This is a genomic window from Mesorhizobium sp. M0701 (assembly GCF_040320365.1).
GTDB lineage: Bacteria > Pseudomonadota > Alphaproteobacteria > Rhizobiales > Rhizobiaceae > Mesorhizobium.
Window position 1 is genome coordinate 180811 of record NZ_JAMYPO010000003.1, and the last position, 16519, is coordinate 197329.

At 64.0% G+C, this 16519-nt stretch carries 16 protein-coding genes; 6 read left to right on the forward strand and 10 right to left on the reverse strand.

The window, feature by feature from the left end; genetic code table 11:
- Positions 1 to 2 precede the first annotated feature (2 nt).
- Positions 3 to 1877 carry a sensor histidine kinase gene (locus tag NKI24_RS04735; protein WP_352743672.1) on the reverse strand — a complete coding sequence of 625 codons (1875 nt, stop codon included), beginning with the start codon at positions 1875 to 1877 and terminating at the stop codon, positions 3 to 5.
- Between the two features lie 223 nt (positions 1878 to 2100).
- On the opposite strand from NKI24_RS04735, the gene NKI24_RS04740 reads away from it, so the two are divergent.
- The 3 genes from NKI24_RS04740 to NKI24_RS04750 all read left to right on the forward strand — a co-directional run bounded on the left by NKI24_RS04740 (position 2101) and on the right by NKI24_RS04750 (position 5383).
- A complete protein-coding gene (locus tag NKI24_RS04740) occupies positions 2101 to 3432 on the forward strand; it encodes a dicarboxylate/amino acid:cation symporter (RefSeq protein WP_031211944.1) in 1332 nt (443 codons plus the stop codon).
- A 468-nt stretch (positions 3433 to 3900) separates the two neighbouring features.
- Positions 3901 to 4959: a glycosyltransferase family 2 protein gene (locus NKI24_RS04745; protein ID WP_352743674.1), complete on the forward strand. Its 1059-nt coding sequence runs from the start codon at positions 3901 to 3903 to the stop codon at positions 4957 to 4959.
- A 115-nt stretch (positions 4960 to 5074) separates the two neighbouring features.
- Positions 5075 to 5383 (forward strand): HigA family addiction module antitoxin, encoded by a 309-nt coding sequence (locus NKI24_RS04750; RefSeq protein WP_352451482.1) that lies wholly within the window; start codon positions 5075 to 5077, stop codon positions 5381 to 5383.
- A 43-nt stretch (positions 5384 to 5426) separates the two neighbouring features.
- Here the strand turns inward: NKI24_RS04750 and NKI24_RS04755 are convergent, their stop codons facing one another.
- The 6 genes from NKI24_RS04755 to NKI24_RS04780 all read right to left on the reverse strand — a co-directional run bounded on the left by NKI24_RS04755 (position 5427) and on the right by NKI24_RS04780 (position 10755).
- A complete protein-coding gene (locus NKI24_RS04755; RefSeq protein ID WP_352451481.1) occupies positions 5427 to 5714 on the reverse strand; it encodes a DUF982 domain-containing protein in 288 nt (95 codons plus the stop codon).
- An 89-nt stretch (positions 5715 to 5803) separates the two neighbouring features.
- A complete protein-coding gene (locus NKI24_RS04760) occupies positions 5804 to 6610 on the reverse strand; it encodes an ABC transporter permease (RefSeq protein ID WP_352743677.1) in 807 nt (268 codons plus the stop codon).
- A 4-nt stretch (positions 6611 to 6614) separates the two neighbouring features.
- On the reverse strand, positions 6615 to 7448 hold the full coding sequence (locus tag NKI24_RS04765; protein WP_352685249.1) for an ABC transporter permease: 834 nt from the start codon (positions 7446 to 7448) through the stop codon (positions 6615 to 6617).
- Between the two features lie 17 nt (positions 7449 to 7465).
- Positions 7466 to 8581: an ABC transporter substrate-binding protein gene (locus NKI24_RS04770; protein ID WP_352679059.1), complete on the reverse strand. Its 1116-nt coding sequence runs from the start codon at positions 8579 to 8581 to the stop codon at positions 7466 to 7468.
- Positions 8582 to 8648: 67 nt separating this feature from the next.
- On the reverse strand, positions 8649 to 9743 hold the full coding sequence (locus NKI24_RS04775; RefSeq protein WP_352743680.1) for an ABC transporter ATP-binding protein: 1095 nt from the start codon (positions 9741 to 9743) through the stop codon (positions 8649 to 8651).
- A 124-nt stretch (positions 9744 to 9867) separates the two neighbouring features.
- The gene (locus tag NKI24_RS04780; RefSeq protein WP_023677271.1) at positions 9868 to 10755 is read right to left on the reverse strand and encodes a LysR substrate-binding domain-containing protein; all 888 of its coding nucleotides are present in this window, start codon (positions 10753 to 10755) and stop codon (positions 9868 to 9870) included.
- A gap of 75 nt (positions 10756 to 10830) precedes the next feature.
- Between NKI24_RS04780 and NKI24_RS04785 the strand changes: the two genes are divergently transcribed.
- On the forward strand, positions 10831 to 12423 hold the full coding sequence (locus NKI24_RS04785; protein ID WP_352743796.1) for a zinc-binding metallopeptidase family protein: 1593 nt from the start codon (positions 10831 to 10833) through the stop codon (positions 12421 to 12423).
- 39 nt (positions 12424 to 12462) lie between these two features.
- On the forward strand, positions 12463 to 13395 hold the full coding sequence (locus NKI24_RS04790; RefSeq protein WP_352743682.1) for a dimethylarginine dimethylaminohydrolase family protein: 933 nt from the start codon (positions 12463 to 12465) through the stop codon (positions 13393 to 13395).
- 80 nt (positions 13396 to 13475) lie between these two features.
- Here NKI24_RS04790 and NKI24_RS04795 read toward each other — a convergent pair whose 3' ends face one another.
- Positions 13476 to 14483, reverse strand: a complete 1008-nt coding sequence (locus tag NKI24_RS04795) for an ornithine cyclodeaminase family protein (RefSeq protein ID WP_352743684.1) — start codon at positions 14481 to 14483, stop codon at positions 13476 to 13478.
- A gap of 155 nt (positions 14484 to 14638) precedes the next feature.
- On the opposite strand from NKI24_RS04795, the gene NKI24_RS04800 reads away from it, so the two are divergent.
- Positions 14639 to 15100: an Lrp/AsnC family transcriptional regulator gene (locus NKI24_RS04800; RefSeq protein WP_126105586.1), complete on the forward strand. Its 462-nt coding sequence runs from the start codon at positions 14639 to 14641 to the stop codon at positions 15098 to 15100.
- Between the two features lie 69 nt (positions 15101 to 15169).
- Here NKI24_RS04800 and NKI24_RS04805 read toward each other — a convergent pair whose 3' ends face one another.
- Positions 15170 to 15553: a YybH family protein gene (locus NKI24_RS04805; RefSeq protein WP_352451475.1), complete on the reverse strand. Its 384-nt coding sequence runs from the start codon at positions 15551 to 15553 to the stop codon at positions 15170 to 15172.
- A gap of 161 nt (positions 15554 to 15714) precedes the next feature.
- On the reverse strand, positions 15715 to 16464 hold the full coding sequence (locus tag NKI24_RS04810) for an SDR family NAD(P)-dependent oxidoreductase (protein WP_352451474.1): 750 nt from the start codon (positions 16462 to 16464) through the stop codon (positions 15715 to 15717).
- Positions 16465 to 16519 lie beyond the last annotated feature (55 nt).

Here is a 16519-nt window from a genome sequence, read left to right on the forward strand (position 1 = left end):
GCTTACGCTGCTGTCTGGAGATGAATGGTGAAGCGGGTGCCGCTGTCGTCGCTCGAAACCTCGATGCGGCCGCCATAATCGGCGACGATGTCCTTCGAGATGACGAGGCCAAGGCCAAGGCCTTTTTCCTTGGAGGTGTTGAACGGCGTGAACAGCGATTTGAGGATCGCGGGTGGAATGCCCGGTCCGTTATCGGACACGCCGACCGTCACGCCGTCCGCGGTCTCCTCGACCGACACCTGCACATGAGCGTCGTCGCGGCCGTCGAGTGCTTCGAGCGCGTTCTGGAAGAGGTTGATCAGCACCTGTTCGAGCCGCACCCGATTGCCCATGACCTTGAGGCTCGGCGGCGGCAGGTCGATGACCAACGCGTCGAGCCGGCCGGCAAAGCGGCTTCTCAAGAGCATGACGGCGCCTTCGATAACACCACGTAATTCGACAGGCTCGGCGGCGGTGCGGCCCTTGCGGGCAAATGCCTTCAACTCCTCGGTGATTGAGCCGATGCGTTCGGTAAGGGCTGCGATAGCGCCGAGGTTTTCCTCGGCCGGCCCGGTCTGCTTGCGGTCGAGGAAGGTGCGGGCATTGTCGGCATAGGCGCGGATGGTGGCGACCGGCTGGTTGATCTCATGGGCGACGCCGGCAGCGACCTGGCCGAGGATGGCGAGGCGGTTGGCCTGGACCAGATCCTGCTGCACGATTTGGAGCTTGGCTTCCGTGCTGCGGTGGCCTGTTATCTCGGCCTGCAGCCGGTCGCGGGCGCGGCTCAAATCCTCGGTCCGTTCGACGACGCGGCGTTCGAGTTCGGTGCGGGCTGCCTGTTCGGCGGCAATCCGCATCTGCGCCGACTGCCGGCGCCACAACAGATACGCGGCAAGGCCGAGCAGCGGGACGACGACGCCGAGCGCAAGAAGCCGCATTTCGCGGACGGCGGCGGCGATCGGCGCTTCAGCCGGGATCAGATAGTCGAGCCGCCAGGGGGTCGAAGGGATCGGTGTTGAAAGGCTGAGATACTCCGCGTCGCTGCCGCCGGGCGTTACTGCGTGGACGATCGACACATCCGGGCTGAGCGCCTGCGCGTGCATGATCGGCAACGGCACAAGCGGCGCGTCGCCGAACTGTTGGCTGTCGCGGATCGCGGCTTGCTTGGGTGCGGCCAGCGGTGCGGTTGTCATGAAACGCCAGGACGGCACGCTGGTGATCAGCACGACGCCATTCTCGTCGCTGACATAAGCCGGGCGATTCGCCTCGCGCCAGTCGGCTTCGAGCTGGTCGAACTCCATCTTGACGACGACGACGCCGAGCGGTGCGTCTGTGTCGCCGACGCGGCGCGAAATGTAGAGGCCGGGACGCTTGCTGACATTGCCGAGCGCAAAATACTCGGCGGTTCCGGCCTGCATCGCGCCGGAGAAATAATCGCGGAAACGGTAGTCGTTGCCGACGAAGCTGATCGGCTCGCGCCAGTTGCTGGAGGCGATCGCCAGTCCATCGGTGCCGATGACATAGAGCACCGACGCCTTGGTGCCGGAGACCAGCCCCTCGAGCTTGCGGTTCAGCACATCGATTGCCGCGGCATTTTTCTGCGTCAGCGCGTCACGCACTTGCTGGTCTGCGGACAAAAGCAGGGGCAGGGCACGCGGGCTTTCGAGCACGGCGCGCAGCAGCGCGACCTTCAGGTTGGCGTCGGTACGCCCCTGCGCCGCCAGGGTCTCGACCTCGGCGGTGCGGCCGTAGAGGCCGGCGCCGTAGAGCGCTGCGGTGACGATCAGCAGGGCGACGGCCGCAAACAGCAGCCAGGCTCGGCGCGCCCGCCTGGCGAGTTGCTCGGGCGTCGAAGACAAGGCACCGGCGGGGCGTTGCAGCATCGCCCATTTGTGCATGAACTCGCACAAAACGCAATTCGACCTATGCGGAGAGTCGCACTTGGCCATGCGTCCGGCAGTGCGGACGTTTGCGAATGCTCAATAAAATCAATGCTGAAGCACTCTTCTGCGTATCTGGCACGGCTGTTGCAAACACGAATTCAGCAGTCGCGAGGCTGCTGGTCTCAAAACAACTGCCCCGGGGAGTCGAGCTTTCGATCGGGGCGCCATGGAGGACGTCATGCAGACAGCAATCGCTGCCGCCGAGCCGCGCGGCAAACTTCCCTTATACCGGCATCTTTATGTGCAGGTGCTGGCGGCGATCGCCGCCGGCGTGCTGCTCGGCCATTTCTATCCCGAAACCGGCGAGGCGATGAAGCCGTTCGGCGATGCTTTCATCAAGCTGGTGAAGATGGTGATCGCGCCGGTGATCTTCCTGACGGTGGCGACCGGCATCGCCGGTGTTTCCGACCTGCAGAAGGTCGGCCGCGTCGCCGGCAAGGCGATGATCTATTTCCTGGTGTTCTCGACGCTGGCGCTGGTCGTCGGCCTGGTCGTCTCCAATGTCGTCCAGCCCGGCGCCGGCATGCACATCAATCCAGCGACGCTCGATACCGCCAAGGTGGCGGCGTATGCCGAGAAGGCGCACGACACAACCATCGTCGGGTTCCTGATGAACATCATCCCTGACACCATCACCGGCGCCTTCGCGCAGGGCGACATCCTGCAGGTGCTGTTCTTCTCGGTGCTGTTCGGCGTCGCCCTGGCGTTGGTCGGCGATCGCGGCCGTCCGGTTGTCGATTTCCTGCAGGCGCTGACCACGCCGATCTTCCGCCTCGTCGCCATCCTGATGAAGGCCGCACCGATCGGCGCGTTTGGCGCCATGGCCTTCACGATCGGCAAATACGGCATCGGCTCGATCGCCAATCTCGCCATGCTGATCGGCACGTTCTACTTGACCGCGCTGCTGTTCGTGCTGGTGGTGCTCGGCGCGGTTGCCCGCTACAACGGCTTCTCGATCCTGGCGCTGATCCGCTATATCAAGGAAGAGCTGCTGCTGGTGCTCGGCACCTCGTCCTCGGAAGCGGCATTGCCAGGCCTCATGGCCAAGATGGAGCGCGCCGGCTGCAACCGCTCGGTGGTCGGTCTGGTTATCCCGACCGGCTATTCCTTCAACCTCGACGGCACCAACATCTACATGACGCTGGCGGCGCTGTTCATCGCGCAGGCGACCGACACGCCACTCACCTACGGCGACCAGATCCTGCTGCTCGCCGTCGCCATGCTGAGCTCCAAGGGTGCCGCCGGCATCACCGGCGCTGGCTTCATCACCCTGGCGGCGACGCTTTCGGTCGTCCCTACGGTGCCGGTCGCCGGCATGGCGCTGATCCTCGGCGTCGACCGCTTCATGTCGGAGTGCCGGGCGCTGACCAACTTCATCGGCAATGCGGTAGCGACGGTCGTGGTGGCACGCTGGGAGGGAGAACTCGACCAGACGAAGTTTGCCGCCGCCATGGCCGGCGACTTGCCGGAGGAAGTCGACCTGTCGCTGCCGGGTTTGCAGGCCGCCTGACTGTTTAGGCTGCATGGTCATAAGCCCCGGAGGCGGTTCACCGGCTCCGGGGCAAAAGGGCCGGCGGTCGCGGCATGCCGCCTGAAACGCAACCTGAAGTGGCCCTATTTTCGACGCGGGGCTTGTTCCAGCCGCATTTGCAGGCCAGTATCCGCCATGCCTTCAGGGCACCCGTCCGCTTCGCTCCCGACCTGATTGCGAGGCGAGACATTTCCGTCGGGCTCGGTTGCGACATCACCTTGGCCGAACGTCGGAGCTTTTGCTGCCGACCGCGTTCTGACTATGGCGGCAGCCCTCGAAGGCAATGGCGGCCTCACTGCGAAGTCGCAAGCGAAACGTGACCCGTCTCCTGGTGGAAAGCGCAAGCTTTTCTGAGGGGAACTCGTCGCGCCTGAAGAGGGCCACTTGAAGAGGGGCAGGCCCATGAGGGCCTTTGCCGAACCAAAGCAAGATGCGAGGTCAAACGCGATGCAGCCTGTCATTCCGGTATCCATCATCATCCCGAACTACAACTATGCGCGGTTCCTCAAACGCAGCATCGACAGCGCCCTCGAGCAAGACTACGCCGATGTCGAAGTCATCGTCGTGGACGATGCATCGCAGGACAATTCCACGACAATCATGGAATCCTATCGCGATGAGATACTCGCATGCCCGCGAGCGCAAAATGGCGGACACGCGGCGGCATTCAACACCGGCTTCGCGGCGAGCTCGGGCAAGATCGTCCTGTTCCTCGACGCCGACGATTATCTTTATCCAACCGCCGTCTCTACCATTGTCGAAACCTGGGACGAGGCAACCGCCCAGGTCCAGTCCAGACTGCATATCGTCGACGAGGGGCAACGCATCAAGGATGTCTTTCCGCCGCCCGAACTGGCTTTCGACAGCGGCGACGTCATGCCGAAACTCCTGCACAAGGGCCGCTATCAGACGACCGTGACCAGCGGGCTCGCCTTTGACCGCGCAACGCTCGAATCGATCATGCCGATACCGGAGCCGGAGTTCCGCCAGGGCGCCGACGGCTATCTGGCAACGCTGGCGCCGATGTACGGGCATGTCCAATCGATCGACGAATGCCTCGGCGCCTACCGGATCCATGGCGCCAACCATTCAGTCTTCGGTGAAAAGCTCGCCGAGCGGGCACGCTGGCGGGTAACTCACGATTTCCGCCGCATGCAGGCGCTGTCGGACCAGGCTTCCGGGATCGGCCTGACCATCGTGCCGTCGAATGCCGTCCGCCACGATCCGGTCCACCTGGAAGAGCGGCTGGCATCGCTTTGCGCGGACAGAGACCGACATCCCGTGGCCGACGATTCCCGGCTGGCGCTCGGGGCGGCCGGCGCCGTCGCCAGCCTCGAAATGACCGCATCCCTGCGGCGGCGTGCAATCCTTGCCGCCTGGTTCCTGTCGGTCGGAGTGTTGCCGCGGAAAATGGCGACCGCGGTGCTGTCGTGGAAGCTTGATGCGTCGTCGAGGCCGGCATTTTTGAGCCGCCTGTCCAAGAGAATCCGCCATGCCATGGGTTAGTGGGTGGCGCTGTGCCACAACTCCGCCAGGTTTTTGGGAGGTCTGGCAACCCGGGTAGATTTCGAACAATATCATTATGGGTACGTGGCGCCCCAAGCGAAAGGACAACCAGCCCATGACCTCTTATGAGCCGATGCGTCCGATGGAGCGCTGCCCATCCCACCCTGGAGCGCTGCTTGACGACATTATCCCGGCAACCGGAAAGACCAAGGTGGAGATCGCCAATCTGCTCGGAATCTCGCGCCAGCAGCTTTATGACATCATCCGCGAAAAGAAGCCGGTGTCGCCGGCTGTCGCTGCCCGTCTTGGAAAGATGTTCGGCGACGGCGCCGCGATCTGGCTCAGGATGCAGGCCGCCTATGATGCGTGGCACGCGGAACGCGAGGTTGACGTCAGCGCCATTCCAAGGCTGCATGCTGCCTGAGATGCAATAGATCGGCCGAACCACCGAGGCTCTCACAAATCGATCACGGTCCCGCCTGCCTGGACCGGTCCTGCGGTTCGACGGCTCGCTCGACCAGGACATGCGCTTCCCGCGCGGCCTCGATGAACGCGTTCCTGGCGGCTTCGGTCCAGCGATCGTCGCTCATGGCGCGGCGGCATGTGCGCAGTGCCACCCCGTGTTTGGCGCTGCCGGTGTCACGCCAGTGGGCTTCCAGCAATGCGACAGCCTGCCGTGCGTTGGAAATGTTGCGGATATCTCCCACGATGCCGACCGCAACCGCAACCGGCTTGGCAAACCATCCCTGGTTCATGGCGGGGCCTTCGACCTGTTGAACCATCTATAACGAAAATCGTAGCCCAAGGTTTCATTCGCGCCAGTCACCTCGGCGTGAGGCGGCGTCTACAGCGCTGCGCGCAGCCTGACCACGACGCTTCGCGCCACAAGCACCAGCACGGTGATGACGATCAGGATCACCGAGAGCGCTGCGATCGCCGGGTCGATGTTGTCGCGCAGGCCCATCCACATTAGCCGCGGCAGCGTGATGGCGTTGACCGAGGTGATAAACAGGGTGACGCCGATCTCTTCCCAGGACAGCACGAAGGACAACAACGCCGCGGTGACGATGCCGAACTTGATATTGGGCATGATGATGCGGGTGGCGCGCTCCCACACGGTGGCGCCGAGGCCGCGGGCGGCGAGGTCGATGCGGCGGTCGAGCTGGCTGAGCGACACCAGGATCAGCACCGTGGCGAAGGGCACCGTCATCACCGCATGCGCCATGGCGACACCCAGCCAGGTGTCATAGCCGAAGAATGAGCTGACGCCAGAGATCGAGGTCAGCAGGAAGTAGAGCGTGATTGCCGAGACCACCGGCGGCACCACCATCGGCAGCAGCACGAAACCGACCAATGCTGCCGTGAAGCGCGGCTGGAACATCCAGATGCCGAGGCTGAAGCAGAGCGCCAGCACGGTGGAAAAGGCGCTGCTGACGATGCCGATCCTGATCGAGAGCAGGATCGAACTGATCCAGCGCGGATCCTCGATCAGCGCCCGGTAATGGCGCAGCGACAATTCGCCCGACGGCATCGCCAGCATGCGGCTCGGCGTCAGCGACACCGGGATGACGGCGAGCAGCGGCAGCAGCAGGAACAGCGCGACGAGGGCGGCGAGGACCAGCGAGACGGGACCGGGGCGGTAGGTCGGCATCGCGCTACACCAATTGCTTGGGTCTGATATAGCGGAAAAGCAGCGCCATCAGCGCGCCGACGAACAGCACCAGCACCACGCTGATCGCCGCACCCAGGCCCCAGTCCGGGCTCTGGAAGATGCGGAGATAGATCAGCTCGGCGATCATCACGCTGCGGCCGCCGCCGAGGATCGCCGGCGTGACGAAGAAGCCGAGCGAAAAGACGAAGACGATCAGCGCCGAGCCGATGATGCCGGAGCTGGTCATCGGCACGAATACCGACCAAAAGGTGCGCATACGGCTGGAGCCGAGGCCGCGCGCCGCCAGCAGCACACGGTCGTCGAGGCTGCGCATCGATGAGGCCAGCGGAAACACGGCGAAGGGAATGAGGAAATGCGTCATCCCGACGATAACGCCGAACTCGTTGCGCACCAGCGCCAGCGGCTCTGAGATGAAGCCGACCGCCTGCAGCCAGGTGTTGATCAGGCCGCGATTGGACAAAAGCGCCACCCAGCCGAAGGCGCGCGTCAGCACCGAGATCCAGAACGGCACCAGGATGCAGAACTCGGCCACGACGCGCTGCACCGGCGTGCCGCGCACCCAGACAACGGTGATGGCGTAGGCGGCGGCGACCGAAACGATCGTCACGATCGCGGCGATACGCAGCGTGCGGATGAAAACCGACTGCACCAACTGATCCGTGAGCAGCGCATTGTATTGCCCCAGCCCCGGCGTGGGCAGCGTAAAACTCCATTTAACCACGCCAAGGAATGGCCAGGCGTAAGCCAGCACAAGAAAGAGGAGCAGCGGCGCCATCAACAGCGCCGCGCCCATCCTGTCGGAGAGGTATGCTCTCATCCGGTTATCCCGGCTTATCAGGCGGAGATGATCTTCGTGTATTCGTCGAGTGCCGCCCCGTAGTTCTTGGCATACCAATCCATGTCGAGCGGGATCTGCTTCTTCATGTTCTCGGGATCGACCGGATTGATGCGCTTCTTGTCGGCGGGGATCAGCGCATCGGTGGCCGGGTTGGCCGGACCCTGGCCGAGCTTGTCGAACATGATGAGTTCCTTCTCCGGGTCCTGGGTGCTTGCGATGAACTTCATCGCCGCGTCCTTGCCGCCGGGATTGCCCTTGAGCACGGCGAGCGCGCCGGGCGAGATCAGGCCCTGGTCCCAGATGAACTTGATCTTGCCGCCGGAATCCTGCTCGATGAGGGAAGCCCGGGTCGACCAGACGATCGCCATCGAGGCCTCGCCATTGAGCAGCACGCTCTGGCTTTCGGCGCCGCCACCCCAATAGGCGACGACGTTTTCCTTGAAGGCGGCGATCTTGTCATGCGCGCGCTTGAGGTCGAGCGGGTAGAGCGAGGCCGGCGCGACGCCGTCGGCGAGCAGTGCCGCTTCCCAGCTCGACACGCCCCATTTGTAGAGCGAACGCTTGCCGGGGAATTTTGCCACGTCGAAGAAGTCGGCCATGCCGGTCGGTGCCTGGCTGCCGTATTTCTCGGCATCATAGGCGATGACATAGGAGAAGAAATAGGTCGAGGCAGCGTACTCCCAGCCGAATCCCGGCCGCATCTTCTTCTTGTCGACGACCGCATAGTCGATCGGCTCGAGCATGCCTTGGGCGCCGAGCGTGATGGCCGAGAACGGATCGACGTCGACCAGATCCCAGGTCGGCGCGCCGCTCTTGAACTGCGCCGCGATCGCGCCTTCGGTCGGGCCGGAGCCGTCCATCTTGACGGTGATGCCGGTCTCCTTGGTGAAGGCCTGGCCATAAGCGGCGTCATAGGCGGTAATGGCGTCGCCGCCCCAGTTGACCAGCACCAGTTCCTTCGCCGCAGCAAAGGCGCCGGTCGAGCGCAGCAGCATCGGCGTGCCGGCCAGCACCAGTGCGGCCAGCTGCGTGAACTGCCGGCGCGAGATCTCGCCGCGCACTGCCCTGGCGGATAGCGCCTCGATGGAATTTTTCTTGGTTTGGTTTGTCATGTCAGTTCCCCTTTTTTGTCGTTGGTATTTCCTGAATGTCAGCTTGGCGAATTCGCCACGCCGATCGTCATTGCTCTCCATCCGGAAGGAGGAAGCCTTTCTCCGCGGGCCAGGTCAGCCAGACGGAATTGCCCTTGCTGAGCGCGGAAGCGGCAACCTCGTTCGGCACCGAGACCGTCACCTTGGCGCCTTGCCGCGTCGTCAGATCGAGCCGCGTCGCAGCGCCGAGATAGGTCGAGGCGACGGCAGTCGCGGCAATGCCGTTCTCGCCTGCCGCGGCTTCGCGGGCGATCGACATGTATTCCGGCCGGATCGCCAGGATGGCATCGCCACGGACCTTCTCGGCCCTGCAGCGCATGCTGATCGCGCGGTCTTCGCAGAGGCCTGTCGAGCCATTGTCGGCCGGGCGCACGCCCTTCAGCGGCAGCATGTTGATCTCGCCCAGGAACTCGGCGACGAAGCGGTTGTCCGGCCGGTCGTAGACCTCGTCCGGCGCGCCGACCTGCAGCAATTTGCCATGGTTGAAGATGGCGACGCGAGATGACAACGCCAGCGCCTCGCTCTGGTCATGGGTGACGAAGACGAAGGTGGTGCCGGTCTCCTGGTGCAACCGCTTCATCTCGGCCTGCATCTGGCCGCGCAGGCTCTTGTCGAGTGCCGAAAACGGCTCATCGAGCAAAAGTACGCCCGGCTCGAACACCAGCGCCCGCGCCAGTGCGACCCGCTGCTGCTGGCCACCTGACAATTGCGACGGCAGTTTCTTTTCGTGACCCTTGAGCCCGACGCGCTCGATCATTTCGCCGACGCGGCGTTTGATCTCGGCCGCCGGTTTCTTTCGCACCTTGAGCGGAAAAGCGATGTTGGCCTCGACGCTCATATGCGGGAACAGCGCATAGCCCTGGAACACCATGCCGGCGGCACGCTGCTCGGCCGGCCGCTCGGTGATGTCGACGCCGTCGCTGTAAAGGCGACCGTCGGTCGGCTGAATGAAGCCGGCAAGGATCATCAGGAAGGTGGTCTTGCCGGAACCGGAGGGGCCGAGCAGGGTGAGGAACTCGCCACGGCCGATATCGAGCGTCAGATCGTCCAGCGCACGGAACGAGCCGAAGCTCTTGCCGATCCCGATTGCCTTGATCTCTGCGGCCCGGCCGGGTTGCTGCATCCTGCCCTTTCCTTAGCGTAGCCGAAATCGTAGGCAGGGCGGCGGCTCACCGCAACCGAATAGTTTTCGCCTGATCGGCAAATTTGATTCATCTATGCGCCAATCTCCCCCTCAAGGGGGGAGATTAACGCTGGTTCTCCGACAGCTTCGACCTCAGCCACCGCCCAAACGCCTCCAGCACCGGATGCGCCGCCTTGGCGTGCTCGGAAACCAGAAAATACGAGCGCGGGGAGTTGATCGCTATGTCGAAGGGGCGGACCAGCCGGCCTTCGCTCAGTGCCCGGCCGCTGGTCAGCTCGTCGCCCATGGCGATGCCCTGGCCGGCGATCGCCGCCGAAAAAACCAGGTTCATGTCGGAAAAGAAGATGCCGCCTTCCGGGTCGGGGTTCTCGACCTTGGACAGCGCCAGCCAGCGCGCCCAGTCCTCGGTATCGCCGAGATGCAGGAGATTGGCGCGCAGCACGTCGGCCGGCTTGGAGAAGCCGCCGATCTTGTTGAGCAGCGTTGGGCTGCACAGCGGCGTAAAGGAGATCCCGCACAACAGCTCGACCGCGCGGTTCGGCCAATTGCCGACGCCGAAGGCGATGAAGGCATCGGCCTCGGCATTGCTCACGTCGTCGAGACGGCGCGGCGTCAGGATGCGCAGCGCGACATCGGGGTACATCTGCCGGAACTCGCCGATATGGGTGCACAGGAACAGCGAGGCGAAACCCGGCGTACAACTGACGCTGAACGAGCCGCCGATGCCGGTGCCGGCATGGCGTGTCACCGCGTCGCCCAGCACCGTCAGCGCCTTGCGCACGTCGCTGGCATAGCGTTGGCCGCGTGGCGTCAGCGCCACGCCCTTGCCGATACGTTCGAGCAGATCGAAGCCGAGATCGCGTTCGAGCAGGCGCAACTGATGACTGACGGCACTGCGGGTCAGATGCAGTTCGTCAGCGGCGCGCCAGACGCTGCCGTGGCGGGCAAAACTGTCGAGGGCGCGCAGCGCCTGCGTCGAGGGAATTCTCAAGAGGTGAACCGAATTTGCATGAGCCGGGAAAACATATCACTTTTTGGCGGGGCGCTTCACTGCTTTCTTTCCGCCATGGAGAAACCGGTGACCTCCGCGCAAGCGACCGCACTTGCCTGTCTGGACGACATCCAGCCGTCGCTATCGGCGTGGACGCGGACGATCTTCGATTTCGGCGAGACCGCCTGGCGCGAATACCAGTCGGCCGCCTGGTATGTCGAGCATCTGAAACACGAAGGATTTTCGGTCGAGGAAGGATCGGGCGGCATGCCGACCGCCTTCTGCGCCCACTGGACCAACGGGACCGGCCCGACCATCGGCATGTATGCCGAGTACGACGCGGTGCCTGGCAATTGCCAGGATGCGGCGACGGTGAAGCGACCGCGCCCGGGGCTGGGCGAACAGGCCGGCGGCCACACCGATCCGCATTCCGGCCTCGGTATTGCCAGCCTCGGCGGGCTGCTGGCGACCAAGGCGGCGATGCAGCGTCACGGCATATCAGGCACGCTGCGCTTCACCGGCGAGCCGGCGGAGAAGGTGAGGGGATCGAAGCCGATCCATGCCGCGAAGGGCTATTACGATGGGCTGGCGGGCATGGTCTCCTTCCATCCTTTTTATATGCTGCCGCTGTGCAACACGGCGCGCTGGGACACGCATTGCGGTGCGGCCTATGCGATGATCTACCGTTTCATCTGCGACGAGCCGGAACATTGGGCGAGGGCGGCAGGCGACGCAGCGCCCATCCCGCAGGCGCATTCGGCGGTCAGGGCGCCCGGCGCCAACGACGCGCTGATGATGATGTACATGGCCTCCAAGGCGCTACGCGATTCCATGCTGCCGCACCAGGGCGGCTGGTCGATCAGCGAGGCGATCCTGACGGCGGGCCAGGCGACCGCCGACAATCTGCCGGCCGGGCTGGCCGAGATCCAGTACATGATCCGCGTGCCGACGCTTGCCATGGCCGAGCAGGTCACCGCCGTGCTCGACCGCAATGCGGAAGCCGCAGCCAGGATGAGCGGCTGCCGCCATGAGCGGCACTGGGTGTCGAAGTCGCGGCCGGGGCTGGCCAATCACGTCATGGCCGGCATTGCCTTCGACGCGCTGGCGGCGGTCGGGCCCCCGTGCTGGGACGAGACGGCCAAGGCGATCGCCCGCGAAGTCCAGGTCAATGCCGGGGGCGAGGCGACCGAGGAACCATTCATCGACGAACTGGAGCGGCTGATTGCACCGCAGGATGCCGAGGCGATCCTGCGCCGTGACTTGCCGCCATCGCAGCTCAATTCCACCTCCGACGATTACACCGACATGTCGTGGCATACACCGACGGCACGATTCTACGTCGCCCGGCCGGCGCTGCGATCCGAGAACGGCCACGCGTTTCCGTCCTGGGCGATGAATGCGCTGGGCGGCATTTCTGCCACCATCGACCCGATGGTCATCTGCGCCGCAAAGTCGGCCGCGCTGGCAGCACTTCGCCTGTTGGAAGACGAGGCTGCGCGCGACGCTGCGATGGATGAATTCGTCACCCGCACCGGCGGCGGCATCGGTGGCTCGAACTGGATCGCGCCGCTCTGCGACTACGATCCGCCAATCGGATTTCGCTGGCCGGAATACATCACCACCCCGCGCGGACGGGATTGGTGGATACCAAGCAACCAAGCCGCATGATCAACATCAACCAAGCCGCCCTTCACGAGGAGAAACCCCATGACCGTCCATGACCGCATCGTCACCGAGCCGTTTTCGCTGCAGCGCCGCAACCCGGCCGGCGGAACCAAGCCGCTGACCGCCTGGGGCTTCGCCAACGAGACCGACGTGCTGACCGACGTGCTGCTCGGCTCGCCGAATTTCCTGCGTCATCTCTCGACCAGTTCGCTGTCGCGCAAACATCTGCGGGAGGCGCCGTGCAACGTCCAGATCGCGCAGGCGCAGCACAAGGACCTGGTCGCCGCCTATGAGCATTTCGGCGTCAACACCCACTGGCACGAGCCAACGCCGGAGCTGCCGATGCAGGTCTATTCGCGCGATTCCAGCGTCATGACGCCGTACGGCGCCATCATCACCGCCATGTCGCAATGGTGGCGGCGCGGCGAGAACTACGCGGCGATCCGCACCTATGAGAGGCTCGGCATTCCGATCTACGACATGGTCACCGCCGGCACCTTCGAAGGCGGCGACTTCAACGTCATCGAGGACGGCATGGTGCTGATCGGCTGCGGCGGCGCCCGCACGCAGGAGGAGGGCGCGCGCCAGGTGCAGGCCTGGTTCGACAAGGAGGGCTGGGAGACCCGGATCGCCTTCATCGACGAATATTATGTCCATATCGACCTGATGGTGGTGCCGATCGCTGAAAAACTGACCGCTGTCTGCCTCGCCTGCACGGAGCCGGGCATCGTCGACTGGCTGAAGGGCAAGGGCCACGAGATCATCGACGTGCCGTTCCCGGACACGATGGCGCTCGGCTGCAACTTCATGTCGCTGGGCAAGGACCGGGTCATCGCGCCGACCTCGAGCCAGACGCTGATCGGTCAGCTCAAGGCGCGCGGCTTCGAGGTGGCGGCCATCGACATGAGCGAGATCTCGAAGACCGGCGGCGGCATTCACTGCATGGCGCAGGCTCTGAAGCGCGAGCCGGCCTGAGGGGCCGGCCTTTAGCCCGGCCGCTTGTGCGAAAGCGCCATTGTCAGCACCGTCGATCCCGCCTGGCGCGCGGCGCGCGCCTACAGCACGATGAGCTTTCCCTTGCGCAGACGCCGGGCGCAACGATAGACGAGGTCGGCAGCGACCATGTCTTCCATCGCAATGCCCATCGCCTTGTAGGTGGTGATCTCTTGATCCGAAACGCGGCCCGGCGCGCGGTCGAGCAGCATGGCGCCAAGCTCGATGCCGAAATCCGGGTCGAAGCCGGCAAGCTCGCAAGATCCGACCGGGGTCGGTTTGAATGCATCCCTGGTTTCGACAAAAAGACTGGATCTGCCGATGAGCTCGATCGGCATTTCACCGCCGGGCGGCGCCACCCCGACCGACGAGACATGCGTGCCTGGCTGGACCCAGCCTGCGTCGATCACCGGCTGGTAGGAGTGGGTCGCCAGGCACACCACGTCGGAACTGCGCACTGCTGCCTCGAGGTCGGCGACCGCCACCACCGACGGATGCAGCCGGGCAAGCGCTGCCGCATCGTCGAAACTCTTTGAAGCGACACGGATTTCGGCAAAGTCGCGCACCAGCGGCAACAGATGCAGGTGCTGGTTGGCCTGCACGCCGGCGCCCACCACGGTCGCTATCCTGGCATCCCGGCACGCAAGCGCGCGCACCGACAGCACGGCGGAGCCGGAGGTCCGCACCGCGGTTATGAAGGTGCCGTCCATGATACAGACCGGCAGGCCGGACAGCGGATCGAACAGGCTGATGGTGGCGAGGTGGCTGGGCAGGTTCTTGGCCAGGTTGCCTTCGAAGACGTTGACGATCTTGACGGTCAGGTTCATGCCCTCCATCCAGGCCGGCATGGCGAGGCTGTAGCCGGCCCCGGGGATGTCGAGTTGTGGTCGGGGTGGATTGACGACCTTGCCTTGTGACAGCGCCTTGAAGCCGTCTTCCAGAACATCGAGAAGCTGACTGAGGTCGATGCATTCCATCACGTCGGCTTCGCTCAGCACCAGGATCTCGGTCGCTCCCTTGCTGATTTCCGCCGCACTCCTGCCGGCTGGGCTGAACGCTTCCTTGGTCATCCTGCACTCCTGTGTTCGAAATCGGCTCACCACGTTTGCTTTCAGCGGTGAGGGAAGCGCAGGCTATTGCGAGGTTTTATGTTATGAAATACGTCGATTTCGGCATCTCTGCGTGAAATCAACACGCAAATCCCTCAGATAGCGTGGATTGTGAAATGAGCGACCTCGACCAGATAGACCGCAGCCTGCTCCGGTTGCTCCAGGAAGACGGACGCCGGACGACGCTTGATCTTGCCGGGCGTGTCGGGCTGTCTCCGACCGGAACCAGCCAGCGGGTTAAGCGCCTGTTCCGCGACGGGTTCATCACCGCGGTCAGGGCCGTGCTTGATCCGCGCAAGGTCGGCCGGGGAACACTGGTGTTCATCGAGGTCCGGCTTGACCACACGGCGCCGCATGTCTTTGACCGCTTCGCCGAAGCCGTGGCGAAAGCTCCGGAGGTTCTGGAGTGCCATATGGTGGTTGGCGGTTTCGATTATCTGGTTAAGGCGCGGATCGCCGATATGGCGGTGTTCCAGGATTTCCTGCAGCGGGTCATCCTGCCGCTGCCCGGCGTGCGCGAAACGCACACTTTCGCCTCCATCGCCGATGTCAAGCCGAACGCCCTCTTGCCGGTGTGATCAGTGGAGGAGGATCAGAGCGACCTGCATCGCATCTTCGCCCAGGTGCAGAGATGCCGGAGACCGGCTCTAGCCTTGCACGGTCAGCAGGTTTGCGTCGCGCGCGAGCCGCCACTCACCATCCGCCTCCTTGCGCAGGAGCGTCAGCGCATATCCCGATCGATGGACCGGCTCGCCATTCGGCGGGGTCGCGGTCATATTGATGCGGCTGCGGATGAAGGCCCAATTGCCGAGAAGCTGTAGTTCCACGATATCGCTCGTGCCGTCGATATGAACGCCGGCCGTCTCCCGCGCGGCTGCCGCGAAGATCTCCTTGTCGAAGGGTTCCCGGCCGGGAACCATGAAGATCGCGTCGTCCGTCATCAAGCTGAGGACGGTCGCGATGTCTCCACGCTTGCTCGCATCCATCCACGTCTCGACCAGCTTTCGGATTGCCCTTTCGTCGTCCGTCATCCGTTATCTCCCTGGCTTCTCGCCGTCATCGATGGCGCACGGCGCTCCTCCCTCGCTGCTACATAGGGCTTGGATCGCACCCGTCATCGATTGCAGTGTTTTATCGACGTCGCGCTGCGTGGGGCATGGTCCGTGAAAACGGCGGTCCGCGCCCTCCATGCCTATCGCCAGCCACCGGAGGCGGTGATGCGCTCGCCGGTCAGCCAGGACGCTTCGTCGGACGCGAGGAACACCGCGACGCGGGCGACGTCGTCGGGCAGGCCGAAGCGACCGAGCGGCGTCATGGCTATAATCTGCTTCTCGAATTCGCTGCCGACGATGCCGATGCGCGCGAGGCCCTCGGTATCGATGCCGCCGGGCGCGATGGCGTTGACGCGGATGTTGCGTTCGCCGAGCTCCCGCGACATCGACAGCGTGATCGTGTCCACCGCACCTTTGGTCGCGGCGTAGACGAGCGAGTTCGGTTGCGGATTGCGGCTGGCGACCGAGCTTATGTTGATGATGCTGCCGCCGCCCGCGCCAAAATGCTTCACTGCTGCTTGCGTGGTCAGAATGATGCCCAACACATTGGTGTCGAACTCGCGGTGAAACTCGGCCTCGGTAACCGCTTCCAGCGGCTCGAATGCGAAGACTCCGGCATTGTTGACCAGTATGTCGAGCCCGCCAAACTCCAATTTCGCCTCCTCGAACAGGCGGCGCACATCAGCCGCTTGCGACACGTCGCCCTGGACGGCGACGGCACGGCCGCCACGGTCCTCTATCTCGGCGACGACGCGGTCGGCGCCTTCCCGTGACGAGGCGTAGTTGACGACCACTGCGGCGCCGGCCGTGGCAAGACTCTTGGCGATGGCGGCACCGATACCCTTGGAGGCGCCGGTGACGATGGCGACCTTGCCGTTCAGCTTGCTCATCAAATCTCTCCTTTGTTGACGATGAGCGGTATTTAATCATGATCGAAACGCGTAT